The following is a 25,824-nucleotide window of genomic DNA, read 5'->3' as shown; positions in this document are numbered from 1 at the left end:
TCCGCTACTCGCAAGTGAAGCCTGGACGATATTGATGACAATTGCCTGAAGCACCCAAAGAGCAAATAGGGTCACGACGACAAAAAGAATGATTTCGCGTTTTAGATTACCGCCAGTTGTTTTAAACGTGTATTTTTTATTTGCAAAGAAGCTAAAACAAAATGCAGCTGTTGTGGAAATTACATTTGCGCTAATTGTTGGTAATCCCAGTGCCTTTAGTGTAAACAAAATCCCAAAATCGATTAGCGTGTTAATACCACCAACCATCATGAACCGAACTTTTTTCGAGTTATTTTTTGTGATCACCAGGGTGATATTCCTCTACGAAATACAGCGGGCGGTTTTTTGTTTCGTTAAAGATACGGCCCACGTATTCGCCAATAACACCAAGTGAAAGAAGCTGTATGCCACCCAGGAACAAGATGACGGCCATCATTGATGGGTAACCTGCAAGGTCAGTACCAAACGCGGCAGTCCGGATAACTAGGTAGACAATGTAGATAAATGCGCTGATTGATACTAAGATTCCAAGGATTGATGAAATGCGAAGTGGTGAGGTGGTAAACGATGTAATGCCGTCGATAGCCAGGTTGATTAGTTTAAAATAGTTCCATTTGGTTTCACCCGCCACACGAGGGTCACGTTCATAGGTAATTTCTTTTTTCTTGTAGCCAATCCAGCTAAACATGCCTTTTGTGTAACGCTGGCTTTCACGAATCTGTTTTAGCGCTTCAACGCAGCGTTTATCGAGTAGACGAAAGTCACCCGTATCTTGCTGTATCGGGATTTGCGTAGATTGTTGCAGGACTCTGTAAAAGGCGCTCGATGTTGCTTTTTTAAGCCATGACTCGCCATTTCGGCTGGTTCGTCTGGCGTATACGTCATCGTATCCCTCTTCCCAGTATTTAAGCATCTGGGGGATGAGTTCTGGCGGGTCCTGCAGGTCTGCATCGATAATAACGGTAGCGTCACCGGTAGCGTGATCGAGACCGGCAAGCATTGCCGTCTCTTTACCGAAATTGCGGGAAAGGTTTACATAGGCAACACGAGGATCTTTTTCGGCGTAGCCTTTAATAATTTCAAGTGTTCGGTCGCGACTTCCGTCGTTGATAAACAAGAATTCAAAATCGTAATCTGATGTTTCACCCGCTAGTTTATTTAATCGTTCATAGAGGTGACTAAGGACTTCCTGTTCGTTGTATGCAGGGATAAGAATGCTGATTTTCTTGTGGCGAGCCATTATGTCTAGTATATCACTTTACTGATTCGATAAGCTGGGTGATGCTGTCGTATGTGTAGGCACCAGCCTTTGCGAGTGCGAGTGTTTTTATGCCCGCCGATTCGTCATCACTTCCCAGGATTGCCCCTGCGTGACCCAGGGATACACCCTTAGGTGCTGTGTGGCCAGCGATGTAGGCAAAGACAGGCTTTGAAACATGTGAGGCGATATAGTCTGCGGCCTTTAACTCACTCGTACCACCGATTTCACCAATGAGCACAATTGATGTGATGTCTGGGTCATTTTCAAACAATTCTAGACAATCTACAAAATCAGTGCCCTGAATACGGTCGCCGCCTATGCCGATGATATATTTTTGTCCAATACTTCGTGCTGTTAAGCCGGCGGCGGCCTCGTACGTAAGCGTTCCTGATCGGCTGACGATACCGATAGTACCGGGTGTACCCATATTGGCCGGAATAATCCCTAGTTTATTAATCCCAGGGACAAGAACACCGGGGCAATTTGGTCCAATGAGTACGATACCGGCTGCATCCGCCTGCTTTTTTACGACAAGCATGTCATGTACTGGAACACCTTCGGTTATACAGATGATAAGAGGTATTTTAGCGGCAATAGCTTCGAGCATTGCATCTTTTGCAAAAGGAGCGGGGACAAAGATTACAGTTGTATCTACTGTGTGATCTTTTTGAATATCAGCAATGGTCGCATAGACGGGTACTCCATTAATAACTTGTCCGGCCTTGTTTGGTGAAGTTCCCGCAACGATATTTGTCCCTGCTGCCAGCATGGCTGCGGTATGGAAAGATCCATGGCTTCCGGTGATACCTTGAACGATAATGTTTTTAGTGGTGAAGATAGTACTATTCACGACTTGCCTCTTTTGCAGCTGACAGGCACTTTTCGAGAGTAGGAAGTGTGGCTATGTTCTGAGCTTCAAGTAGAGTAACGGCCTCTTCGAAGTTCGTACCAGCCAGACGAATGAATAGGGGTGGCAGGGTGTCGATCTGTTCTTTTGCGGCAATAATCGCCCTTGCAACCTCGTCGCACCTGGTGATACCGGCGAATATGTTTATAACGATCGCCTGAATATTCTCAAATTCTACGATTTTTCGAAATGCCTTTAAGACACTTTCCGTGTTTGCACCACCTCCAATATCGAGGAAGTTGGCGGGTGTCATACCTCTAGCAGCTACCGCATCGACGGTTGCCATGGCAAGTCCGGCTCCATTGGCGATTGTCGCAATAGTACCTTTCTTATTTAAGACGACGAAATTCGCATCACTTGGTTTTTCTTCAAAATTCCAATCCGGGTGGCGAAACGCGGCTGCGTCATCAAGTTCCATCTTGCAATCTCCGCAGACAAGATCGCCATTTTTTGTATAAACTAAAGGGTTAATCTCTAGAAGCAGAACATCATTTTTAATAAAAGTACTGTAGAGTTTCACAAGCAGTGGTTTTATAAGAAGAACATCGTACCCTAGATAGGCGGCTAGTTTGTCTGCGCGGTCATCAACGTTGGTATTATCGATTGGCAAATTCAAAAAATCTTCAGTGCTATTATCTTCAACTTCAATGCCACCATTTTTATGAGCGACCAACCTGATGCTGGCCGAACTACGATCGACAAGAAGTGAGACGTAGTGCTCGGCAGCTATGTCTAATTTTTCTTCGGCGAGGATTGTGTTTGGCTTATAGCCCTTTATATCTAGATTGAACAAGCTGTCTACGGCTTTATTTAAAGCGGCTGTATCCTCTACGACAACAACTCCGCCAAGTTTGCCCCGTCCGCCAACTGGGACTTGTGATTTTAAGACAGTGGGGAGATCGACCATATCTCCAGTTGATTTTATGAGTGTCGACGTAGGCACGGAGATATCCCCAATGCGCAAAATATTCTTAGCCTCATATTCCAATAATTTCATAATTATTTACCTGTGAAGAATTTACGCACTTTGCGCAGGCCAGTTTGATCAGGGGGAAGATCAGGCCAGAGGATTGAGCGGATATAAGCAGTTGATACTTTTTTATTACTCTGTATTTTTCGTCTGGCAGGGAGGGCAGACGTCCAAAAAAGCTGAATGCTTTTTATCCAACCCTTGAGCGCGGGCCAGCCACGTCCTTTTTTGATTGCATGCCCAAGCATCATGATGTATGCAAACCAAAAACGGATACCCACGGAGAATAATAAACCTCTAGGGACATTTTTGGTAAACAGTAGGGGTAGGTTTTTGAATGTCTGATAAATAGTAAACCCGCCAGGCATTTTATTACTTGTTGCACCCTGCTTGTGGTAGGCGATCGCATTTGGTGTGTACATAATTTTCCAACCAGCCAGTTGGGCGCGAAAACTAAGGTCCACATCTTCGTAGTAAGCAAAAAACGACTCATCAAAAACCCCTATATCACGGAGCATTTCCATACGATATAGACTAGCCCCACCCGTTGCGCCAAAAATTAGTGCCTCTTGTGGGGCTTCGGTGACGGGTTTATCACGGTTCTGAGGAAAGGCAAGTCCCCATGTGCTATATTGCTCTGCGGTACTATCTATGGTGTTTCCATCTTGCCTTAATAGTAAGCTGGTTACGATGCCGAGCTCTTTGCTGGTTTCTATTTTAGTGACAAGTGATTCTAGCCATATCCTATCTGCAATAGCATCGTTATTAAAGAGGGCGACATAGGGGTATTGGTGGTTTTGCGCCCACTCTATACCGGTATTAACCCCTCCTGTGAAACCAAGGTTATGTTCGTTGTATAAAACAGTAATCTTTTCTGGGTATTTTTTCTCAAGTTTGTGTAGTTCAACTGCGGAAGTGTCACGGGATCCATTTTCGACAACTATAATATGAAAATCTTTATAACTTTGGTGCATCAGCGACTCAATGCAAGCCAAGGTATCTTCAATAGCTTTGTAATTTAGAACTACAATAGCTGCTCTTGGTGTCGACGTATTTAACATGTTCATTTATAATAATAGCAAAGACATGAAGACTTACTTATCAAAACAGAATAGAGTTCTATTGGCCGAGCTTGTACGAACTGATTTTAAACTTCGTTATCAGGGGTCAATCCTGGGGTATGCCTGGTCGCTCCTGAAGCCTTTGCTTCTTTTTATAATTCTCTATATTGTATTTGTTTATTTTTTGAAGATAGGCAAGGACGTACAGCATTTCCCTGTATATTTGCTTTTAGGTATTGTACTTTGGAATTTCTTTGTTGAAATGACTAGTCAAAGCCTCGGGTCAATCGTAGGAAGAGGTGACTTAATTCGAAAGATTAGAATTCCTAGGTGGATTATAGTTTTCTCTAGTAGTTTATCTGCTCTAATAAATCTAACTATAAATCTTGTTGTTGTCTTCGCATTCGCAATTATTAACGGGGTAGACTTCTCTGTAACAGCCCTCCTTTTGCCGTTGAATATAATTGAGATTTATATATTCTCACTTGGGGTATCTCTATTTCTAGCGGCTGCGTATGTTAAGTTTCGAGACATTAGCTATATATGGGAAGTAATCCTTCAGGCGGGATTTTATGCAACGCCTATAATTTATCCTTTAGCTTTGGTTACGAATACACTTGTTCAGAAATTACTGCTACTAAATCCCATGGCACAAGCAATCCAAGATGCACGATATAATCTTGTAACTCATCAAACTCTCACCGCACATACTCTTATTGGAAATACATGGATGATATTAACGCCATTTATTCTAACAATACTTATATTTATTGGAGGGGTTTTCTACTTTAAGAAACAATCTCGTACATTCGCGGAGAATATCTAATGGATAATGTTGCAATTAAAATTTCAAATGTTAGCAAGAGCTTTAACTTACCTCATGAAAGACAGAATACTCTTAAGGGTTTGGTAATTAACTTTAAGAAAAGAGGTTACGAGAGGCAACATGTCTTAAGTGACTTATCTTTTGATATTCATAAAGGTGAGTTTTTGGGTATTCTTGGGCGTAACGGAAGTGGGAAGAGCACACTCTTAAAGACAATATCGGGAATTTATTCTCCTGACGAAGGCTCTATCGATATTAATGGCAAGCTAACCCCCTTTATTGAACTTGGTGTAGGTTTTAACCCTGAACTATCTGGACGTGATAACGTGTTCCTCAATGGTGCCCTTCTTGGATTTTCGAGGACTGAGATAGAGAATATCTATGAAGATATTGTATCCTTTGCAGAACTTGAACGTTTCATGGATCAAAAACTAAAAAACTATTCATCAGGGATGCAGGTAAGACTTGCTTTTTCAATCGCCATACGTGCAGATACGGACATACTAGTCCTTGATGAGGTTCTTGCGGTGGGCGACGAAGCTTTCCAGAGAAAATGCTATTCATATTTTAATGAGCTTAAGTCAAAAGGCAAGACGGTGATACTGGTTACCCATGATATGAGTGCTGTTCAGCGTTTTTGTACTCGTGCTATTGTGCTAAGCGATGGTAGGATCATTTATGATGGAAATACAAGCTCTGCCTCTGATGTCTATAGAGATTTAAATCTTCAAAGTACACAAAATTCTTTAAAATCCAATAACAAGAAGAAATCCAAGATTTCTAAAAATTCTGATGTAGCTTGTCAAATTGAAGAGCTTGTAACGATTGGCGACGATAACGAATCTAAAGTATTCTACAGACCTCACGAAGATATAAAAGTTGTATGTCGAGTGAGGATAAATAATAGTGATGCAAAAAATATTGAATTGTTAATAAAGCTGAATAATCCTGGAGGAACTATACTTTCGGCGCTTGAATTCGTCCTTGATGAAAAAACGAAAAAGGACTTCAGCAAAGGCGACTTAATAACGATTAGTTGGACAATTCCAGGGATATTTAACGATGGAAAATACCTCCTGTCGGCATCGTTAAAGAATAAAAAGACAGGGGATTTCTATATTGTAAACGACGATATCTATGAATTTGATGTTGAGGGTTGGGATATGCCGAATGTCTTAATTCACCCGGACGATGCGTATTCTGTCGGAGTAGAAAACTAGTTGTATGTCGTTTTTAAATAAAGCCAAGAAATACACTCGAAAAGGTTTCTCTGTTGTTAAAAATGAAGGAGTCTTATCTCTGGGTGTTAAATCACTTCAAAAATTACAGAAAAAACAGATCCAACTTACGTCTAATAGTGCAGTAAAGAAAAAATTTGTATCTTTAGTAGATCGACAAAATGTAATGGATGCAGATTGGTCCAGCCGTCCCTATGTGAAACCATCTACGAAACACGATGCTCCCTTTGTTATTAACTGGGTCATGTCACCTCCCAGTAGTGGCGGTGGACATCAGAACATATTCAGATTTATCGAAATATTAGACAGAAGTGGCCATAAAAATAATATTTACATATATAGCAATTATGATGATATGACGATCGCTCAAGCACGCGATAATGTGAAAGCGTATTGTAAAGCTAAAAACCTTACATTCAAGAGATATAATGGTGCAATGGTAAAATCAGATGCAGTATTTGCGACGGGATGGGAGACGGCGTATGCGGTATTTAATGACAAGAATGACAGTCAAAAGTTTTACTTTGTGCAAGATTTTGAACCACTTTTTTATCCCATGGGTACGGACTATGTCTTGGCTGAGAATACATATAAATTTGGATTTCACGGTATTACTGCGGGTGCATGGTTAGATGATAAGTTGACTCGGGAATACGGTATGAAATGTGATCATTATGATTTTGGTGCTGATCCAATAAACTATAGATTCACTAATGACGGAGATCGTAAACAGATATTTTTCTATGCTAGACCAGTTACTGAACGACGTGGCTTTGATTTAGGAATTATGACGCTTGAGATCTTTCATGAGAAGATGCCTGAATATGAAATTGTGTTAGCGGGGTGGGATGTGTCAGAGTGGGATATTCCATTCCCATATACCAATCTTAAGACTCTAAGAATAGACCAGTTGTCAGATGTCTATAATCAATCTGCTGCGGCTCTTGTGTTGTCTCTTACGAATATGTCGCTTCTTCCTCTTGAACTTCTTGCAACCGGTACAATACCAATCGTGAACGACGGTCCGAATAATCGTCTTGTAAGCAATAATCCGTATATAAAATATACGGATACATCACCAGAGGCATTGGCGCAAGCACTGATCGAAACGGTTAATAGAAAAGATCTTCCTGAATATGCGAAAAAAGCTGCCGAAAGCGTCCCTCGTGACGGTTGGGATATTGCAGGCAAGAAGTTTCTGTCGATACTAGAGAGGGAGCTAAGCTAACATGACTACTAATACACTTGTTTTGGGTGCGAATGGTTTTATTGGTAGCCATCTAGTCGACAGTCTCGCAAAAAAAGGCTACAACGTACGAGCTTTTGATAGGTTTAGTTCGGGAAATGTTATATTCAACCAATATGATAATATTGAAATGTTCCCCGGTAACTATCTTAATACAGATGACCTCAAGAATGCGTTAAAGGACATTGATTATGTGTTTCACTTTATTTCAACAACCACACCTGCAAGTGCGGAAAACGATCCAATCATCGACATAGATACAAACATACGAATGAGCGTGGAGCTATTTCGTATGTGCGTAGAGTTGGGCGTCAAAAGGGTAATTTTTGCGTCAACAGGTGGAGCGATTTATGGAAATTCTAACGGAGATGAACCTCATAAAGAGGAAGACACGCCCTTCCCTGTCTCTCCATATGCAATTGGTAAACTGACCATAGAGCATTATCTGCGATATTTCCGTGTTAAACATAAACTCGACTCTGTAACTTTTAGAATCTCAAACCCATATGGGGAGCGTCAGCCTTTTCATCGAAAGCAGGGTGTCATCCCAATCTTTCTAGAGAATATATACCGAGAATTGCCAATTAACGTAATGGGTGATGGTTCAATGGTTCGGGACTATATTTATGTGAAAGATTTAACTGATATGATTACGGATGTTTTTGAAAAACCCTTGATGAATCATACCTATAACCTTGGTTCGGGTGAGGGTAAAAGCGTTAATGATATAGTTGATGCTATCGAGCAAGTACTTCATAAGAAAGCACTCATAAAACATAGTGAGACCCCCTCTACATTTCTGCCTAAGGTTATTTTAGACACCTCGCGATTCGTAAGTGAATTTTCTGAGACACCAGTTACGTCTTTGCATGAAGGGGTCGCAGCAACATATAATTATATAAAACAAGAGATCGATAGAGGCACAGCTAATGAATAATATAAAGGCAACAATTTTTATTCCAACCTGGCAAGCCGAGCCCTATTTAAATGACATTTTACGAAGTGTATTTCGACAGAAGGTAGATTTTGAGTTTGAGGTGTTAATATTTGACACATCTTCGACCGATAAAACGCCTGAAATCATTGAAAAGTATAAGAAAAAACATAAAAATTTACGAACTAAAACGATCACAAAGGCCCAATTCGGACATGGGAAAACTCGAAACGAGGCTGCCCGTGAAGCCAACGGAGAAATTGTGGTCTATCTGAGCCATGACGCTATTCCATCTCATGACTATTGGCTACACGAAATGGTTGCACCATTCAAGATTAGTCCTGATATTATTGGCGTGACAGGTAAGCAGATCCCTCGACATAAATGCGTTCCTTTGCAGAAATATGAGATTCGAGGGGCTTTTCGTAATTTGGGGCCTGATTTTGGCACAACGATTTTTTACAAAGACGGTTTTATGAAAAACCCGATTTATAATGATTCCGTAACTTTTTATTCGGATGTTAACTCTGCGGCTCGACGGAGCTATTTAACCGGATCATTGCCCTACAGGGATGTTCCTTATTCAGAAGATCAGTTATTTGGCAAAGATATTATCGATGCGGGACTATATAAGGTATACGCTCCAAGGGCTAGTGTTGTGCATTCAAATGACCTTACGCTAAAAGAATATAAACACAGAATGTTTGATGAAATTATCGGGTTAAGGAAGATTGGGACTGACGTACAAAGACCATCTATAAAAGGAATTGTAAAGATGACTGTCCTGGGCGTGGCGAAAGATGCGATTAGAACGATGAGAGATAACGAATACTCCTTTAAGAGGAAAGTATTCTGGCTACTGGTAAATCCTTTGTACTATATCGAGAAGTGGCGTGGCGTCAGGCTAGCGACAAAAGTTGAACTTGCTGACACTGCAATGTTTTACAAACACTCACTTGAAATGAAGCGAAAACAATAGGAATCTATAATACATTGTTATATAATAAGCATTAGCATTGTATTATGGATTCAAAGATATGAAAATAAATAAAAATAACAAAAAAATAAATAAATACTTCCTATGGGCAATCATTCTTGCAGGTGTAATTATTTTATATCTTTTTATTGCGTACTTTACGAAACTTTATCCTTTTTCTTTGGAGGGTGATTCAAAGAAAATCCAAGATCAGGCATCTGAAAAAGTCAACGATGTTAACTACGATAAGCCTAGCTCCGAAGAGCAAAAGGCTGGTGCTGAGGCTAAGAAGCAGTCCGAAAACACTCCTTCAGTATATAATCCACCAGACACTTCAAACCCTACACAGCTGGCAATAACTTCTTCTAATCAGCAAGGAGGGGTACTTGAGCTTCGCACGACCATATCGGCCATTGATGATACTGGAAAATGTACTCTAAATTTCAAGAAGACTGGCTCATCAACGATCACTCAGGAGGTAGGCGTGCAGAATATGGGTTCCTACAGCGTATGTAAAGGATTTGACATATCTACCGCCAGTCTTTCTAAAGGCGACTGGACTGCCGAGATAACTTACGCAGGTTCAGCTCCTTTGGCGACCATAAGTCAGACCGTGAAGGTTCAGTAATATGAAGAGAATTACTCTTATCTTACTGGCAGCCGTGGCCTTTGTAGCTCCAAATATTCTTGTTTTTCAATCAGATGTTCTAGCATCGGATGCCCGAAACTTTAACGCAGGCCGCATTATTGATGATGGGATTTTTACAAATAGTGACGCTATGTCTGTCGGGACAATACAAAATTTTCTCAATAGCAAAGTTCCTGCCTGTGATACGTGGGGCGGTAAAACATCCGAGCTTGGTGGCGGAACTCGAGCCCAGTGGCTAGCATCTCACGGGTATTCTACGCCTGTAACATGTTTACGGGATTATTATGAAAATCCGGCGAACGGACAAAGTAACTATGGCACCTCGGTGCCAGCAGGCGGTATAAGCGCAGCTCAGATCATCTATAACTACTCAAAGCAGTTCAATATTAATCCACAGACAATTATTGTAACACTTCAAAAAGAGAACGGTATGGTTACCGATGAGTGGCCGACTCCAAAGCAATTTAGAGAAGCGATGGGTTTCGGTTGCCCTGACAATACTGCGCCTGGAGCGCCTGCCTGTGATCCTAGCTATGGAAGTTTTTCCGCACAAATTTATCAAGCTGCTCGGCATTTTCGCGGTTATATAGATAAACCTGCAGGATGGTTTGTTCCTTTTACGACAGGGGTCAATTCGATCGCCTACAGTCCTGCAGCTTCGTGTGGACGAAGTAATGTCAACATCGAAAATAGGTCAACAGTCGCTCTTTACAGCTATACTCCATATCGTCCAAATCAAGCGGCTCTTAATGCACAATATGGGGGCGGAGATAGCTGTAGCGCACATGGTAATCGAAACTTTTACCTTTATTTTACTGATTGGTTTGGTTCGACAATAATGAATGGTAATTTCTTACGCACCGTAGACAACGGCTCTCTCTATTTGATATCAGATGACATGAAATACCCTATTCCTGACATGAATATATTTAATGCTCTTTATCCCCTGGGCGGCGTAGGATATGTCTCGCAATCATATCTTGATTCAAAAACAACAGGCCAGACTCTCGGGAGGATAATACGTTCACCGGATGGAACAGTATATTTTTATGATGCGGGTATAAGACTTTCATTTGGATCGTGTGCACTTGTTGAAGCGTACGGCTCGTCATGTGGACAGTCAGCACTTCTCACAGAAAGCCAAGTCAACTCTTTGTCTGTAGGTCCGCCTATGACGAACGTTCTAAATACTACATCCGGAAAGTCTTTCTATATGGATGGCAAAAAAAGAGAGATATACGACCAATTGGCGTTGAATCCGTACGGTGTAAATGCCTCCACGGCGAATGTTCTCAATGAGACAGCTCTAAGTAATACTGCTCTTGGTGTACCTATCGTAAGAGATGATACTTACATACGAAACAGGACGTCAGGTGGTTTGTATGGATATTCAAGTGGTGTGCTTCGTAAAGTTGATACGGGCATTCAGACGACGACATATTTGAATAATCTTAACCCTCCGAGTATTGACGGGGCGGGTGTGAACCTGCTCACAGGAGGTACTGATGTATCTGGCTTCATTAGATCACAAAGTGGCATGTCGTACATTCTAACTGATGCAGGAAAGATGCGCTTGACTGACGTAGATGACTGGCAGAAGACATTTGTCTTGATGTCTGATGGACTACTGAGTCAAATTCCCGATGTCGGAACGCTAAGTCCAGCATACTTTGTGAAATCAAAAAATTCAGGTACAGTATACCTACTCAGCACAGGCGAGAAGAGGACTATCCAGGGTTGGATGGACTTACTTGCTATAAATGCAAACCCAACAATTCTAAATCTTTCGGACTATTATATTAACTCAGTAACTGAAGGTGCGACGGTTTTAAGTCCAGGTGGACTAGTGAAGACACAAAATGATGCAACAGTCTATATGGTTAATGGTTTGAATAAAAAGATTCCTATGAACTCATTCAATCCTTCGACAGAACTCGGATCAACTACACTTAATATCGTTTCTGATGGCGTAATGAGCAAATATGCAACTGAAGCTGACGTATTAAGGCCAACGGTGAAATGTGGGGTAAAACAGGGTCTTGCAGTAGGAGGTAAAGCCTACGATATTAGCCTTCCGGGCGCTCAATATACAGTCTTGAGCGATATAAACTGTAGTATTTTGGAGTGGAAAGACACACCAGGATTCTTCCTCGCTCCAAACGGAACGATATACCAGCTTAAAAATTCACAAAAGTTGCCAATTAGTGGATATCAAATGTATCTAAATCTAGGTGGAACAACGCAGAATACAATCAGAGCGAGTAATTATGTACTGGATATGTTTCCAACAGGTTCCTCTCTCTAGCGCGGATCTGAGTAGACTGTTCGTTATATAGCACTTCCTGATACAATGATGAGAATGAAAGATATTTTTAAAAAGATATCCGTCTTTCGTATTGCTAGTATGATAAAGACGGGAAAGCTTGAAACACTATTTCTTATAATCTTTTTGGTTTTTGGAATCATAACAGTATTTCTTATTCCGCCAGGCTGGAACACTGATGAGCCAGACCATACCTATCGCATTTACCAACTCTCGAAGGGCAATCTTTTCTCCGAACCAGTGTTAAGCCCTGCGGGTAATAAGGCGTATGGTGGTGAGGTTGCCTCGGGGCTGGTTAATCTCTATAAGGATGCTGGTGTACGAGATGCTGGTGCGAGTGCTGCTGATAAGACGAAAAAAGCCAACGGCCTATATGATGCCCACCCGAATATTCTGAAATATAAGGATGATGGAAGCAAGACATCTATTAATTTTAGTGGAGCTGCGCTATATTCACCAGTTACATATGCGCTATATATTCCCATATTTAAAGTTGGAACTATGCTACATTCGCCGTTCTTAGTTATTCTTATTATTGCTCGTCTCGTCGGGTTATTGGCGGTTGGATTAGCTTTCTTCTTGGCTATTAGACACATCAAAGCAGGGAAGTGGATTATATTTGTCATTGGTCTACTACCTGTTACTGTCATACAAGCGGCGTCTGTGGGCGCTGACGGGCCGCTCCTTGGCGTTGCGGTACTATTTCTAATGTATATTACCAATATCGTATACAGCAGTAAGCAACCGACCACGCGAAACTACGTTATTTTGGCATTTCTAGGGATGTTATTAACATTTGTAAAACTGGCATACGCACCACTCACATTGCTCATACTCGTAATCCCTTTTATTAAAAAGACGCCTATTAGCAAGAGAGTAGTTATTACTGCTCTTGCCGCAACGCTTATCGCAATTATCCCAAACTTAATCTGGACAACAATGGTTAGTTATGTAGATACAAATTCAAATCTCCAGTCAAATTTTCCTATGCAAAAGAGTTTCATACTTCATGAACCAATACTCTACATAAAGACGCTATACTATACATTCTTTACGAACGAACAAGCTCCGCTTGATGCGCTTTTTGGTAATGCGGTGTGGAATAGCGTACCTCTGCCAGCTTTTTTTAGCTACTTGGCTATGACGGCAGTGGTACTTTCGGTAGGAGTAAAAAATTCACGCGAAGATGTGATGAGGTCAATGAAAAGTCGCGGCCCTATTATTTGGAAATTAGCGCTTCTAGTTGCGAGCAGTATTACTATTTTGATAATTTCAACAGCATTGTATATCTACAGCTCGACCCTTTATCAGTCAAGCATTATCGGGCTACAGGCACGCTATTTCATTCCATTGCTTCCCGTGATACTCCTTGCGTGTGTTGGAAATTATTTCAAAAACCAAAAAAATGTTAAAATAATCATAGTCTGCCTATCGGTCATCATTTTACTGGGCGCAACATTTGCTTTATACCATAGACTCTACCAGACATTACCGATTCTACTTAGATAATGCGAAAAAAACTCATCAAACTTATTGCTATGTGTAAAACCCCTCAAGGTTTCTTCGTTTGGGTAACACTACTTTTCGGTGGAATTTTCATTTTAGCTATTCCGCCGCTACAAACACCTGATGAAGCGGCGCATTTTTTGCGAGCATATCAAATTTCTAATTTTGAGTTCATTCCTTCGCAAAAGGATGGTATCACAGGAAGTGATATACCGGTGAGCTTCCAAAAAGTACAAGAAGCGATTGAGGGTGGAGGCGCAATACAAACACGCCCTACTTTGAAATATAAACTTGGAAATACAAAAGCCGCACTTGTCTATGTACCTCTTGATGAAACTAGGAAGGTTTTTATGGATACATCGGTAACAGCTTCATATTCTCCCGTAGGATATGTTCCACAGGCACTTGCCGTTGGGTTGGGACGAGTATTGAATGCCCCGCCGATTATTATGATCTATCTTGCAAAGCTACTCATGCTTATAACGTGGACTGGCCTGGTATTCGTGTCAATTAAGCTGTTTCCGTTTAAAAAATGGGCGGTCGTCGGAATTGCACTATTACCAATGTTTCTTTCTCAGTCGGTGTCACTTGGTGTAGACGTTATTGCTATTGGATCAGGCATTTTATTTACCTCCACGGTACTCGCCTGTCTTTATAGAAAAACCGCCATGACTAGGAAAGAACTACTTCTACTAATAGGAGCGGGAGTGGCGATGGTGCTAAGTAAGCAGGTAATGGTATTTCTACTTGGGCTTATACTGGCACTTCCGGGAGCGAGCTTATCTAAAAGTAGTAAGAAAAGCTGGCTATTGAAGATAGGTCTTATCCTGATACCGGTAGCTTCATTTGGTATATGGTCGTTGTTTTTACCTGATATCAGTTCGAATATTACTCAACTAACTAACGGTCAAAATACATTTGAGCAGATTAAATACATTTTCCAGAATCCTTGGATGTTCATTATGACCTTCTTTAATACTTTCTTCTTCACGCCAGGTGATGGAATTTCCCAGTCACTAATGGGAAATTTTGGGTGGCTTGATACTCCTCTTTCTGCTTTGTTTATTAATGCTGGATATGCAAGCCTATTCGTCTATTGGTTTATAAACTACGAGGGTAAAAATAATACCCGGACTGTCTCAAAAGTTAATAAGGCTGTCTTTGCTGGAATAGCTGTACTCTATTTTATTGGTGTCTGTGCCGCTCTGTATATATTATTTAGCCCTGTGGCATTTCCAATCATCATTGGTATACAGGGAAGATATCTTTTCCCGTGTTTGTTCTTACTACTCCCTGTATTTTTTACAAATATATTTACAACAAAAGAGAAATATTTCGTGAGATTTACGAAAATTATGTCTATAACACTCCTGGCAGCTAGCGTGATAACTATTGTTTTTAGATACTATATTACAGTCTACTGATGACAAGAGAAGTAATTGCGCTACGGTTGCAGCTTATGGCTCAGATATAGATGTTAGTCTGATCGTTCGGCGATGTAAATATTGTTCATGCCATAAACGAATCGCTTTCGTCGAACTTTCGTAAAGCCTGCTTCTGCAAGAATGTCTTTTATGTGTTGAGGTGACATGCCCATTAATTCGTGCGCATGATCAATATGTCGTTCTTGATGATCTGGATCGTTTCGAAATCGCCACCAATGAATAAAAGCACCCATTTTAGGTGTGATCATAGTGATGACAATACGACCATCTTTTTTAAGTATGCGAGCAGCCTCTTTAACGGAATCGTTTCTGTTCGGAATGTGATTTAAACATGCAAGATAGCTAACTGTATCAAATTCACCCTTTTTGAAAGGTGTTTTGGCTGCGTCATCAATAACAACGTCACAGCCTTTCCAGTCGGCCACATCTACACCTACGCCATTACCGTAGCTATGAACAAAATTATTTGCGCCACAGCCAATGTCGAGCAGACGCCCTTTTGTATGTTTTAAGCCCATAATCACACGCTCATCATCGATAGGCGTTAGTCCAAGTTTAAGACTTTGTTCACGAGACAGAAGGCTTAGTACGGGGAACATAAGTCGGCTTAGAAAAGTCTTTAGAGGTGAAGGTATTACTATATTGTCTGCATTGCTGAAATAATCAAGACTCTTTGTCTTTGTTTTACTCATAATTTACTCCTTATTAATAGATACTCTTGTGAATATCTTCATGCTTACTTAATTTTAGCATGTATAATTAAGGTTATGTACAAAATAAAAAAGACTTCGCAGATAGTGAGGTATGGTTTGGTGGGTATGCTAGCTTTTGCGGCGGAGTACTCCAGTTTTCTTATACTCATCAGCATGCTGTCCGAGAAGAATCTTTTAATAGCGCAGACGATTAGTTTTTGTGTCGGACTGTCTACTAGTTTTTTTGGAAGTAGGTTATTTACCTTTAAGAACAAGACAAAAGCTTATCATCACGATAAAAAAACCCAGTTTGCAGGCTATGTAACGCTAGCACTTGTAAACTTAATCTTAGCTAATTTAGTAATATATTTTCTTATTAACCATTTAAATCTAGCATATTGGATAGCCAAGATTATTGTTATGGTTGGTGTGGTGGCATGGAACTATGCAATTTTGAACAGATTAGTGTTCAAGACTATCTAGACTAATCCTTTGAAAGACGAATAGATAGCTCCTGATGTAAGTCCTGAAGGCGGCGCTCGAGAAATTGTGTCTTTAGTCGGGTACGATTGGCTATATAGAAAGTAACTACGATAGCCGTTATTTGAACAACATCAAACAAACTTAGCGGCTCCGTTGTGGTTAGTTCGTTACTAAATAACCAGGTATAGATTGGTTCGGCGCTTGCTAACGCAATCAAGACCGTGACCCAAATGATGACCTGTACTGTAAGGCGTCGTCGGCTTGATCTTCCGAGTTTATAGTGGGTAACAGCACTGAGAACTGCCGCAATGATAAAGGGCAGGTTAAGCAGCAAGAGCAAAAAGTAACGACTCATCCAAAAAGCTCCGCAATACGACGTTTAAGTAGGCTCTTGACGATATTAACCGCATTCCAGTTGTTCTGTCCTTTAGCTTTAGAATATTCGGTATAGATTGCCTCAATTGGATATTCACTTATAGTAAGTCCGATCTGTTTTGCGCGCCATAGCATTTCCGAGCAAAACTCATAGCCGCTTGTTTTCCATCTTAGACGCTCCAGGGCGTTTCTTGAAAAAATTCGCAGACCTGATTGGGAATCGGTTGAGCTAATACCAAAAAGAACATAGGTTATGAAGCTCAAGCCTTTATTGCCTATTATTTTAACCTTCGACATACCCTCGGTGTTGATAAGCCTGCTACCAATAAGTAAGTCGGCATTATCATGTATCATAATCTTTACGCCTGCGAGAACGTCCTCTGGTGCATGCTGTCCGTCTGCATCCATTGTTATGGCGACATCATATGCATTTTGTTCGGCGTAGCTAAGTCCTGTCGCGGTTGCTCCACCTGCACCCGTGTTAAGGATATGTCGTATTACGGTAGCCCCGTGCTCTTTAGCTAGAGAGGCAGTACGATCCCGGCTGCCATCATCAATGCAAACGATACCGAAATCGTAAGCAGACTTCTTGAAGACTTCTGTCACGCCATCGATGACGTCTGCTATGACAGCCTCTTCGTTGTAAGAAGGTATGACAATGCAAACCCTTATCCTCTTTTTGCTCATTTCATTTATTTTATCAGATTTTTGGCTTCTCTACTATTGTATACTGTTAAGGAACAGGGGTATTAGTTAGTGCAGAAGTTAATAAATATCTTTCATCAAAACTTTCCCGAAGCACGCCGCCGTGATGTTGTTGCATGGCTTTTTATTATCGTAGGTGGTTCATTTGTAGGTTTATCTATAGCGTACTTCAGCTTTAGGCAGGGAATCGACTTTGGAGATGGATCAACCTTCTTTAGCTTTGCGCATAATCTTGCAAGCGGAGAGGCGATATATAAGGATTTCATTCACTTTAGGACACCCGGATCGTATTTTCTTCAATCTTTCTTTATAGATATATTCGGAGACCAGCAAAGTAGCGTACGTTTTGCGCTTAAGTTTGAGTCACATGTATTATACACATTTTTCTTCGCTCTAGCGGCGGCGGTATTCCTTCGCTTCAAGCACGTGTTGATAGGTGCTCTGTCTATTTTGCTCATAGTGATGTTGCCGCCATATGCGCAACTACGAACAGTATTAGCACTCGTTGCCGTTGTACTTTATATACATGCGTATAGGGTAGTAAAAGCGCGATCTCTGTGGTTGGTAGGGTCGGGTGTATTTGTTGGCTTGGCGTTTACATTTGGCCAAGAAGCTGCACTTATGGCTATCGTTGCGATCGGTCTAATGGAAATTATTCAGGCTAAAACACATGGCCTTACTACGGCAATGAGGCGTATTGGTATGCTTGTGCTGGGTACTTTGCTCGGTGCATTACCGCTGCTCCTCTATGTCCTTATCCAATCTGATCTTCCGACGTTTCTATACTACACGCTGTACTATGCATTTGTTCTGCAGCCTCAAGGAATGGATCTAGTATACCCTCCATTTGGCCATACGAACCTCATATTCTACATGGTTTTTATATTGTATTTCATTATTTTCTACATATTCTACAGTAGTAAGAAACTAGGAATAGTAGAGGGTATCTTGCTCGTATTTGGCATCATGAGACTCGTTACGCTGCTTGGCAGATCAGACATAGGACACCTTCTATTCATTCTTCCGGAAGTATTATTCTTGACGCTGTATGCCATTACTAATGTTAAAGCCGCTTGGTTCACTAGAGCCCATTCTTTGCGCTTTGTGCCGTACGGGATCGCCTTGTTCGTATCTTTCTACGCGGCCATTAACGGCAGCGGCATGATTCTTATAGTGAGTGCAGTGATTATTTATCTGGCATTCTATTTCAAAAAGCCGTTTAAACAGAGAGACGAGGTGATCAAAGATGCAAATGCTATCGTGCTTGTCGTCATTACTTCTTGCTTCTCTATCCTTGCCTATATGTTGTACCCGTCTTTTGCAAGTACGATTAATACCATGTCAACCCGAGGTTTAACCAATACTCAAGTAAGTGGATTAAATGTGACTCCAGAAGTGTATGCCGAAGTAACGGCAGTCAGCGAAACGGTCAAGTCACTTCATCCGACGACCATATTCTCATATCCGATCCAGCCATATTACTATAGTTTAGCACCTAAGCATGCGGCACGTTTTATGACATTTGAACCACAGACAACCGAGAAAGAGCAAGACCAAACCATCGAAGATCTTAAACGAACCCGTCCCGAAGTTATCCTTTACGATCCAGTCCAGGCAGAGTCCCTTTCCGTGCCACTTGGAAGAATTAATGCATACATCCGAAGCAATTATAAAGTTGAACGTGTCGTCGAATATAGCCGCACCTTTTGGATAATGATGCCAAACGATAAAACAAAACCTATTATTTCTGAAGGCTAAGCAAGTATTCCCCGTATCCACTTTTTCGTAGTGGGTCAGCTAGCTCGACGAGCTGTTGACCATCGATGAGACCTTCGTTATAGGCGACTTCTTCAGGGCTGCCAATAATCTGTCCGGTACGACGCTGGATAGCACGGATATAGTCTGCTGCGTCAGTCATTGAATCAATTGTTCCCGTATCAAGCCATACGTCACCGCGATCAAGCGTACTAACATTCAGTTTGCCGCGACGAAGATATTCTTCATTTACGGAAGTTATTTCTAGTTCTCCGCGGTCGCTTGGCTGGACGTTTTTAGCAATTTCAACGACGTCGTTATCATAGAAATAAAGCCCCACGACAGCGAAGTCTGATTTTGGCTGAGCCGGCTTTTCCTCGATAGAAACAGCTGTATGGTTTTCGTCAAATTCAACCACGCCATAACGTTCAGGATCAGATACGCGGTAGGCGAAAACCGTACCTCCGTCAGGATCGACACATTTTTTGAGAGATTTTCCGAGGTCACTACCATGAAAGATATTGTCACCTAGAACAAGCGCAACTTTGTCATTACCGATAAATTCCTCTCCAATGATAAAGGCTTGTGCAAGGCCATCTGGAGATGGCTGAACTGCATATTGCAAACTAATGCCCCACTGCGAACCATCGCCTAAGAGGCGCTGGAACTGCGGCTGATCCTCGGGCGTTGTAATGATCAAGATATCCTTAATCCCTGCAAGCATAAGCGTCGTAAGCGGATAATAAATCATCGGCTTGTCGTAGATTGGCATCAGCTGCTTGCTAATACCTTTAGTAATTGGCCACAAACGTGAGCCTGATCCACCGGCTAAAATAATACCCTTCATCGTCTATTTCTCCTTCTGAATGTAGTTGACAAGCGCTTCTTCCCACGCAGGCGGCGTGAAACCTGCTGCTTTGATCTTATCTAATTTTAACATGCTATTTGCAGGACGGGGGGAAATATTTTCTTTGCCCTCGTAATACTTGGCTGTTGAGGTAGGGGTGACATCATCTGCGCTTTTTCCAGCTAGTTCGTATACTTTTTTGGCAATATCTGCCCAGCTGGCGGGGTTACCTTCATTCGAAAGGTTGTAAGTGCCGTATGGCGCGTCCGTGTTCAGTAGATGCTTGATGCCTTTTACTAAATCTTCCGTAAATGTTAGACGGCCTACTTGATCATCAACGACACTTGGTTTGATTCCGCGATCCGCCAAACTTTTCATAGTGCGGACAAAGTTATTGCCTTCGCCGATTACCCAACTTGTACGTATAAGGTAGTGTTTTCGTGCGGTGCTGATTGCGACGTCACCAGCTGCTTTTGTTTGGGCATACACGCCAAGTGGGCAAAGGCCGTCTTCTTCGCTGTAAGATTCCTTGGTGCCGTCAAAGACATAGTCTGACGACACATGAACCAGCGTGATGTTGTATTCGTTGGCAACGCGCGTCAGGTTGGCTGTTGCTTCGGCATTGATCTTCCATGCCATTTGTCGGCCTTCGGGTGTTTCTGCCGTATCGACTGCCGTATAGGCCGCTGCATTAATAATCAGATCGTATTGACGCCAAGGTCGTGCGGCGCGTAGATCAGAAGAAGTAATATCAAGTTCATTTCGATCAGTAAATTCGGCATTAGGGAACTCTTCTCGAAGGGCTAATCCTAGCTGGCCGTTTGCTCCTGTAACGAGCACTTTTTTAGCTGGAACTGGAGATGCGCCCTCAAGCATTGGATGGCTTTTGTCTTTTTCGGATATTTCCCACTCAGCTGGTGGAATAGGCCAGTCAATACCAAGACTCTCGTCCATCGCATTAACGAAACTATATGACACGTCTGGATACCAGTGGTCATTAACAAGATATGAATAGACTGTATTGTCTTCGAGGGTAAGATAAGAGTTCGCAACACCTGCGGGCACAAAAATAGCCTTACTAGCATCAATTTCAGTCGTAAATACCGTGCCGTATGTGGGGCTGCCTTCGCGAATATCTACCCACGCGCCAAAAAAGCTACCGCTACCGACAGAAATGAACTTGTCCCAAGGTTCGGCATGAATACCGCGCATTGTTCCGCGTTTACCGTTGAAAGAGAAATTATTCTGTACAGGACCAAAATCAGGAAGTCCTAGTTTTACCAGCTTCTCTCGTTGCCAATTTTCTTTAAACCAACCGCGGTTATCACCAAATATCGTAAGGTCAAAGATTATTAGGCCGGGGATAGAGGTTTCGTATTTTTTGAGTTCTTTACTAAATTCAAGAGTAGATAATTCGGACATATCTATAGTATAACACCGACAGATCAAGGCGTGATACCATTAAAATATGTCTAAAACACTATCTGATGACGAGATTAAGCAAGCAGTCGATGTACTCAATCGTGTTCCGAAAGGTTTTTTACCTCAAGCTCTGTTTATCGCAGTTGCCGCCAAGGTGACAATGCCAACGATGGAACTAGTCCCAGTACGCCAAAATCAAAATGGTGATGTCGAAGTTCTTTTAACCCAGCGTCCGAATGATGATCCGTATTGGCCTAGCCAATGGCACATGCCCGGAACGATAATCCGTGCTTCAGACAACGAGGGTACAGATTTTTCAAGCGGTGTGGAGCGTGTACTGCAAAACGAACTACACGGGACTGTACATATGATCGATAAGCCACGGTATATAGGCATGAAGTTTTGGGATGTGGCACGTGGTCGAGAGCTTGATCAGGTATTTTATTTTGAAACAGATGCCAAAGACGAAGATGTCGTTGAGGGTCAATTCTTCTCTTTTAAGAACTTGCCAGAATCAACAGTGTCGCATCATAAAGTTATGATTCCAGAGATTGCGGCTGCTTTTAGAATGCAACACGCCGAATAATTTACCACAGTAAATTATTAACTAGGCTAGGGAAGGCGAATTAAGATTTTTCTTTTTCTAGGTAGGCGATTGCCGTAAAGAATGCGGCAATACTTCCAGCGCAAGTGATTTTACCGGCTAAAATCATTTCCGGTATCTGTTTTAAGGGTACTTTTTCTATCCCCAGGATGCCGTCTTCTTGGTCTAGATCATTAGAAACGTGAGTTAAATCGCGAGCTAGGCAGAATGTACTTTTAAACGTTGTCATGCCGCCAGCAACCCTAACATTGGCTATAGTAGAGATAGAATCGGCCTTGAAGCCTGTCTCTTCGAGCAGCTCTCGTTTAGCTGCGAGCTCGACAGGCTGGTTGTCGGTACGGCCAGCTACGCATTCCCAAGTCTTCTCTCTGACTGTATAACGTTCTTGTTGAACGAGATACGTATTACCTTCGTCATCGACGGGAACAATGTAAACAGAGTGGCTTTTTGAGTCTACGTATCCATAGATTCCATCTTTGCCGTTTGGCATAACCACTTCGTCCTCGTGAACGGTCATGAAGGGGTTTTCATAGACAACCTTAGATGATTTTGTCTGCCAACTGGCCATGAGGCTTATTGGCCTTTTTCGGCGTAAGCAGCTTCGATTTTAGCCTTTTCGTTCTTCCACCATTCTTCGTTTTGGGCGTACCAGTCGATAGTTGCCTTTAGGCCTTCACGGAGGTTGGTGTATTGAGGTGTCCAGCCTAGTTCGGTGCGAAGTTTGGTGCTGTCAATTGCGTACCTCTGATCATGCCCAGGGCGATCGGCGACGTTTTCGTAGGCAGTCTTATCTTTACCCATGAGCTCTAAGATAGTCTCGATAATGTATTTGTTATTTTCTTCGCCGTTAGCACCGATTAGGTATAGCTCCCCCGAGCGACCCTTATCTAGAATGGCATGTACGGCAGAGTTGTGGTCGTCGACATGAATCCAGTCGCGTACTTGTTGGCCATTTCCATATAATTTTGGGGTAATGTCACTAAGTACGTTTGTGATCTGTCGTGGAATGAACTTTTCGATATGCTGGTAGGGACCGTAATTGTTTGAACAATTGGAGATCGTGGCATTGATGCCAAAAGAACGAATCCAGGCTTTGACCATAAGATCAGAGCCGGCCTTGGTGCTAGAGTAAGGACTACTGGCGTTGTACGGCGTTGATTCAGTAAATCTCTTCGGGTCGTCTAATGCTAGGTCACCGTACACTTCGTCGGTACTGATGTGATGAAGGCGTTTGCCGTGTTTACGGACAGCTTCAAGCACTGACGCTGTACCAATCAAGTTGGCTTGGATAAACGGCCAGGGATCGCGCAGGGAGTTGTCGTTGTGGGTTTCGGCGGCAAAGTGAACCACGATGTCAGTTTCGCCGACTAATTTATCCATGAGTGCTTGATCGCAAATATCACCAGTCACGAAATCTATCTTGTCGAGAACGCTATTGAGGCTATCTGGATTACCAGCGTACGTTAGTTTGTCTACCACCGTTACTTCGTATTCGGGCCGGTTCTTGAGGGTGTAATGTACAAAGTTTGACCCAATAAACCCTGCACCGCCCGTAACTAGTAGTTTTGTCATAAGATTAGTATAGCTGTACCCTAATAAGATTGTCTATTGTATAAAATGGTGACATAGATTAATGTCAGAACTACAACAGCCGAGCAGTGTATAATGTATTCATGATTACTGTAATTATAGCCGGCGGGTCAGGTACGCGCCTGTGGCCACTTTCAACCCCAGAATATCCAAAACATCTTTTAAAGTTAACAGGCGAACGAACGCTTCTTCAAACGGCGTATGATCGAGCGACGAGACTAGGCGATATTATATATGTCGTAACCGAAGCTAGCCATTCTGATCACGTACGAGAGCAGCTTCCTGAACTTCCAGATAACGCATTTTTGATCGAGCCGGGCCGTCGTGGCACGGCTCATTGTATTGTCTTCGCGCTTGATGTTATCGCGCGTCATCATGACCACGATGAGCCTGTAGCGTTTATTCATTCGGATCACTACGTTCGCGATGTTGATGGGTTTGCAAATTCTTTTGCGGTTGCTGCCAGGATTTCACAGCAGAACCAAGAGATTACCTTGATCGGGATAGAGCCGACGATGCCTTCGACAGGGTTTGGCTATATCGAACGGGACGGTGTCATTGATGCCGATAGTGGCGTTTATCATGTCGAGTCATTCAAAGAAAAACCAGATTTTGAAACGGCTCAAAAATACGTCGATTCAGGCAGGTATCTATGGAACTGTGGCTATTTTGTGGGTTCTGTCGATACGTTTCTTCAGGAGCTGGACCGAAGCGCCCCTGAACTCCGGGCTAGTTTTGATAGTCTAGCGGCCGTTTCCGAACCTGGGACGGATGAGTATAACGAGGCGTATCTCGCCCTCGATAACCAAGTGATTGACATTGCCCTTATTGAAAAGGCGAAAAGCTTGGCTGTTGTATCGGCAAGCTTTGACTGGATGGACGTAGGTTCGTTCAAGGATCTTCATGATGCCGTACAACGCGATGAGCAAGGCAATTATTTTAGAGGTGAAAATATCTATCCGATTGATGTTGAGAATGTTTTTGTTCGTAACGAAGAGGCCAAGCCGATCGCAGTGATAGGCTTAGATAATGTCGTCGTTGTGAACACCCCACAAGGTATTTTGGTTGCCCGTACAGATGTAAGTCATCGAACGGGTGAAGTTGCTAAAAAACTACAGTCATAACTAACAAGGAGACGGATTATGTGCGGAATTGTTGGATACGTTGGAAAAAGAGATGCGCAAGATATTTTACTTGGCGGACTTCGCCGACTAGAGTACCGAGGGTATGATTCGGCCGGCATCATAACCATAGATGAAGCACATAATCCTACACTTTTACGGGCCAAGGGCAAAGTTGGTGAGCTTGCAAAGCTTGTTTCGCTCAAGAAAAATAATGATTCAGTCGGTATTGGACATACTAGGTGGGCAACGCACGGCGAACCATCTGAGAAGAATGCCCATCCGCATACTGCTGGGGATATCTATCTTGTCCATAACGGAATCATTGAAAACTACAAAGAGCTAAAAGCGCAGCTGAAAGACCATGCGTTTGCCAGCCAGACAGATACGGAAGTCCTGGCGGCCCTTATTAATTCATTTTATGATGAAAAGACTTCTCTTTGTGATGCGGTAAGTCGAGCACTGAAATTGGCTGTTGGAACATACGGAATTGCCGTTGTATCGACGCGTCAACCTGATGAAATTGTTGTTGCCAGAATGGGCAGCCCGCTCATTATTGGCCTGGGTGAGGATGAAACCTTGATTGCAAGCGATGCCTCGGCACTTGTTGGCCATACGTCACAGGCTGTTTATTTGAATGATGGGGAAATGGCTGTTTGTACGTCGGAAGGCGTGCAGCTAAAAGACCTCGCTACTCGTCCAATTTCCCTAAAGATTGAAACTATTGAAGTTGATATGCAGGCCATTCAAAAACAGGGGTACGACCACTTCCTACTAAAAGAGATTAGCGAGCAGCCTCAGACGCTACGCTCTACACTAAACGGCCGCGTTATTTTAGATGAAAAACGAATTCAACTTGGGGGTCTTAATTTAACCACTGAACAGTTA

General features: G+C 42.3%; 25 protein-coding genes. 13 read left to right on the top strand and 12 right to left on the bottom strand.

Annotation, left to right across the window (positions count from 1 at the left end; translation table 11 throughout):
• From VK497_05475 to VK497_05455, 5 genes are all read right to left on the bottom strand, one after another.
• A partial coding sequence (locus tag VK497_05475; protein ID HMI09815.1) for a GtrA family protein occupies positions 1-306 on the bottom strand: 306 nt, incomplete at its 3' end.
• Entirely contained in the window at positions 290-1,240 is a 951-nt protein-coding gene (locus tag VK497_05470) for a glycosyltransferase family 2 protein (protein ID HMI09814.1), read from the bottom strand. The genes VK497_05475 and VK497_05470, both read right to left, overlap by 17 nt.
• 13 nt (positions 1,241-1,253) lie before the next feature.
• Positions 1,254-2,111 (bottom strand): succinate--CoA ligase subunit alpha, encoded by an 858-nt coding sequence (gene sucD, locus VK497_05465; GenBank protein HMI09813.1) that lies wholly within the window; start codon positions 2,109-2,111, stop codon positions 1,254-1,256.
• Positions 2,104-3,165 carry an ATP-grasp domain-containing protein gene (locus VK497_05460; GenBank protein HMI09812.1) on the bottom strand — a complete coding sequence of 354 codons (1,062 nt, stop codon included), beginning with the start codon at positions 3,163-3,165 and terminating at the stop codon, positions 2,104-2,106. The genes sucD and VK497_05460 overlap by 8 nt, the downstream gene beginning before the upstream one ends.
• A 2-nt stretch (positions 3,166-3,167) precedes the next feature.
• A complete protein-coding gene (locus tag VK497_05455) occupies positions 3,168-4,205 on the bottom strand; it encodes a glycosyltransferase family 2 protein (GenBank protein ID HMI09811.1) in 1,038 nt (345 codons plus the stop codon).
• A gap of 19 nt (positions 4,206-4,224) precedes the next feature.
• Between VK497_05455 and VK497_05450 the strand changes: the two genes are divergently transcribed.
• Genes VK497_05450 through VK497_05410 form a run of 9 tightly spaced genes read left to right on the top strand, consistent with a single transcriptional unit; the run spans position 4,225 to position 15,321 of the window.
• Positions 4,225-5,025, top strand: a complete 801-nt coding sequence (locus VK497_05450; protein ID HMI09810.1) for an ABC transporter permease — start codon at positions 4,225-4,227, stop codon at positions 5,023-5,025.
• The gene (locus VK497_05445; protein HMI09809.1) at positions 5,025-6,245 is read left to right on the top strand and encodes a polysaccharide ABC transporter ATP-binding protein; all 1,221 of its coding nucleotides are present in this window, start codon (positions 5,025-5,027) and stop codon (positions 6,243-6,245) included. The genes VK497_05450 and VK497_05445 overlap by 1 nt, the downstream gene beginning before the upstream one ends.
• Positions 6,246-6,249: 4 nt before the next feature.
• Positions 6,250-7,491, top strand: coding sequence for a hypothetical protein (locus VK497_05440; protein ID HMI09808.1), 1,242 nt, complete (start codon positions 6,250-6,252; stop codon positions 7,489-7,491).
• A 1-nt stretch (position 7,492) separates the two neighbouring features.
• On the top strand, positions 7,493-8,446 hold the full coding sequence (locus VK497_05435; GenBank protein HMI09807.1) for an NAD-dependent epimerase/dehydratase family protein: 954 nt from the start codon (positions 7,493-7,495) through the stop codon (positions 8,444-8,446).
• Positions 8,439-9,422: a glycosyltransferase family 2 protein gene (locus VK497_05430; GenBank protein HMI09806.1), complete on the top strand. Its 984-nt coding sequence runs from the start codon at positions 8,439-8,441 to the stop codon at positions 9,420-9,422. Before VK497_05435 ends, VK497_05430 begins: the two co-directional genes overlap by 8 nt.
• Positions 9,423-9,480: 58 nt before the next feature.
• Positions 9,481-10,047, top strand: coding sequence for a hypothetical protein (locus VK497_05425; GenBank protein HMI09805.1), 567 nt, complete (start codon positions 9,481-9,483; stop codon positions 10,045-10,047).
• Position 10,048: 1 nt separating this feature from the next.
• A complete protein-coding gene (locus tag VK497_05420) occupies positions 10,049-12,373 on the top strand; it encodes a hypothetical protein (GenBank protein ID HMI09804.1) in 2,325 nt (774 codons plus the stop codon).
• Between the two features lie 54 nt (positions 12,374-12,427).
• Positions 12,428-13,900 carry a DUF2142 domain-containing protein gene (locus VK497_05415; GenBank protein ID HMI09803.1) on the top strand — a complete coding sequence of 491 codons (1,473 nt, stop codon included), beginning with the start codon at positions 12,428-12,430 and terminating at the stop codon, positions 13,898-13,900.
• The gene (locus VK497_05410; GenBank protein HMI09802.1) at positions 13,900-15,321 is read left to right on the top strand and encodes a DUF2142 domain-containing protein; all 1,422 of its coding nucleotides are present in this window, start codon (positions 13,900-13,902) and stop codon (positions 15,319-15,321) included. Before VK497_05415 ends, VK497_05410 begins: the two co-directional genes overlap by 1 nt.
• 53 nt (positions 15,322-15,374) lie before the next feature.
• On the opposite strand, the gene VK497_05405 is transcribed toward VK497_05410, so the two are convergent.
• The 3 genes from VK497_05405 to VK497_05395 all read right to left on the bottom strand — a co-directional run bounded on the left by VK497_05405 (position 15,375) and on the right by VK497_05395 (position 17,579).
• Positions 15,375-16,034: a methyltransferase domain-containing protein gene (locus VK497_05405; GenBank protein ID HMI09801.1), complete on the bottom strand. Its 660-nt coding sequence runs from the start codon at positions 16,032-16,034 to the stop codon at positions 15,375-15,377.
• 484 nt (positions 16,035-16,518) lie between these two features.
• Entirely contained in the window at positions 16,519-16,872 is a 354-nt protein-coding gene (locus tag VK497_05400; GenBank protein HMI09800.1) for a hypothetical protein, read from the bottom strand.
• A complete protein-coding gene (locus VK497_05395; protein HMI09799.1) occupies positions 16,869-17,579 on the bottom strand; it encodes a glycosyltransferase family 2 protein in 711 nt (236 codons plus the stop codon). The genes VK497_05400 and VK497_05395 overlap by 4 nt, the downstream gene beginning before the upstream one ends.
• Positions 17,580-17,648: 69 nt before the next feature.
• Between VK497_05395 and VK497_05390 the strand changes: the two genes are divergently transcribed.
• The gene (locus tag VK497_05390) at positions 17,649-19,355 is read left to right on the top strand and encodes a hypothetical protein (protein ID HMI09798.1); all 1,707 of its coding nucleotides are present in this window, start codon (positions 17,649-17,651) and stop codon (positions 19,353-19,355) included.
• On the opposite strand, the gene rfbA is transcribed toward VK497_05390, so the two are convergent.
• Together rfbA and VK497_05380 are read right to left on the bottom strand one after the other, a co-directional pair.
• On the bottom strand, positions 19,339-20,199 hold the full coding sequence (gene rfbA / locus VK497_05385; protein ID HMI09797.1) for a glucose-1-phosphate thymidylyltransferase RfbA: 861 nt from the start codon (positions 20,197-20,199) through the stop codon (positions 19,339-19,341). The two genes, VK497_05390 and rfbA, sit on opposite strands and share 17 nt — an antisense overlap.
• Positions 20,200-20,202: 3 nt before the next feature.
• Positions 20,203-21,621, bottom strand: coding sequence for a bifunctional dTDP-4-dehydrorhamnose 3,5-epimerase family protein/NAD(P)-dependent oxidoreductase (locus VK497_05380; protein HMI09796.1), 1,419 nt, complete (start codon positions 21,619-21,621; stop codon positions 20,203-20,205).
• A gap of 46 nt (positions 21,622-21,667) precedes the next feature.
• Here VK497_05380 and VK497_05375 point away from each other — a divergent pair, with 46 nt between their 5' ends.
• The gene (locus VK497_05375) at positions 21,668-22,207 is read left to right on the top strand and encodes a hypothetical protein (GenBank protein ID HMI09795.1); all 540 of its coding nucleotides are present in this window, start codon (positions 21,668-21,670) and stop codon (positions 22,205-22,207) included.
• A gap of 40 nt (positions 22,208-22,247) precedes the next feature.
• Here VK497_05375 and VK497_05370 read toward each other — a convergent pair whose 3' ends face one another.
• Both VK497_05370 and rfbB read right to left on the bottom strand, forming a co-directional pair.
• Positions 22,248-22,793: an NUDIX hydrolase gene (locus VK497_05370; protein HMI09794.1), complete on the bottom strand. Its 546-nt coding sequence runs from the start codon at positions 22,791-22,793 to the stop codon at positions 22,248-22,250.
• A 5-nt stretch (positions 22,794-22,798) separates the two neighbouring features.
• Positions 22,799-23,797 (bottom strand): dTDP-glucose 4,6-dehydratase, encoded by a 999-nt coding sequence (rfbB, locus tag VK497_05365; protein ID HMI09793.1) that lies wholly within the window; start codon positions 23,795-23,797, stop codon positions 22,799-22,801.
• Positions 23,798-23,898: 101 nt separating this feature from the next.
• Here rfbB and VK497_05360 point away from each other — a divergent pair, with 101 nt between their 5' ends.
• Both VK497_05360 and VK497_05355 read left to right on the top strand, forming a co-directional pair.
• The gene (locus tag VK497_05360) at positions 23,899-24,939 is read left to right on the top strand and encodes a sugar phosphate nucleotidyltransferase (GenBank protein HMI09792.1); all 1,041 of its coding nucleotides are present in this window, start codon (positions 23,899-23,901) and stop codon (positions 24,937-24,939) included.
• Between the two features lie 18 nt (positions 24,940-24,957).
• On the top strand, positions 24,958-25,824 hold an 867-nt coding region (locus VK497_05355), incomplete at its 3' end, for a hypothetical protein (protein HMI09791.1).

This window comes from Candidatus Saccharimonadales bacterium, from assembly GCA_035317825.1.
GTDB lineage: Bacteria > Patescibacteriota > Saccharimonadia > Saccharimonadales > Saccharimonadaceae > DATHGB01.
Note: the sequence above shows the minus strand (reverse complement) of the source record. Positions and strands in the feature narration are given on the sequence as shown.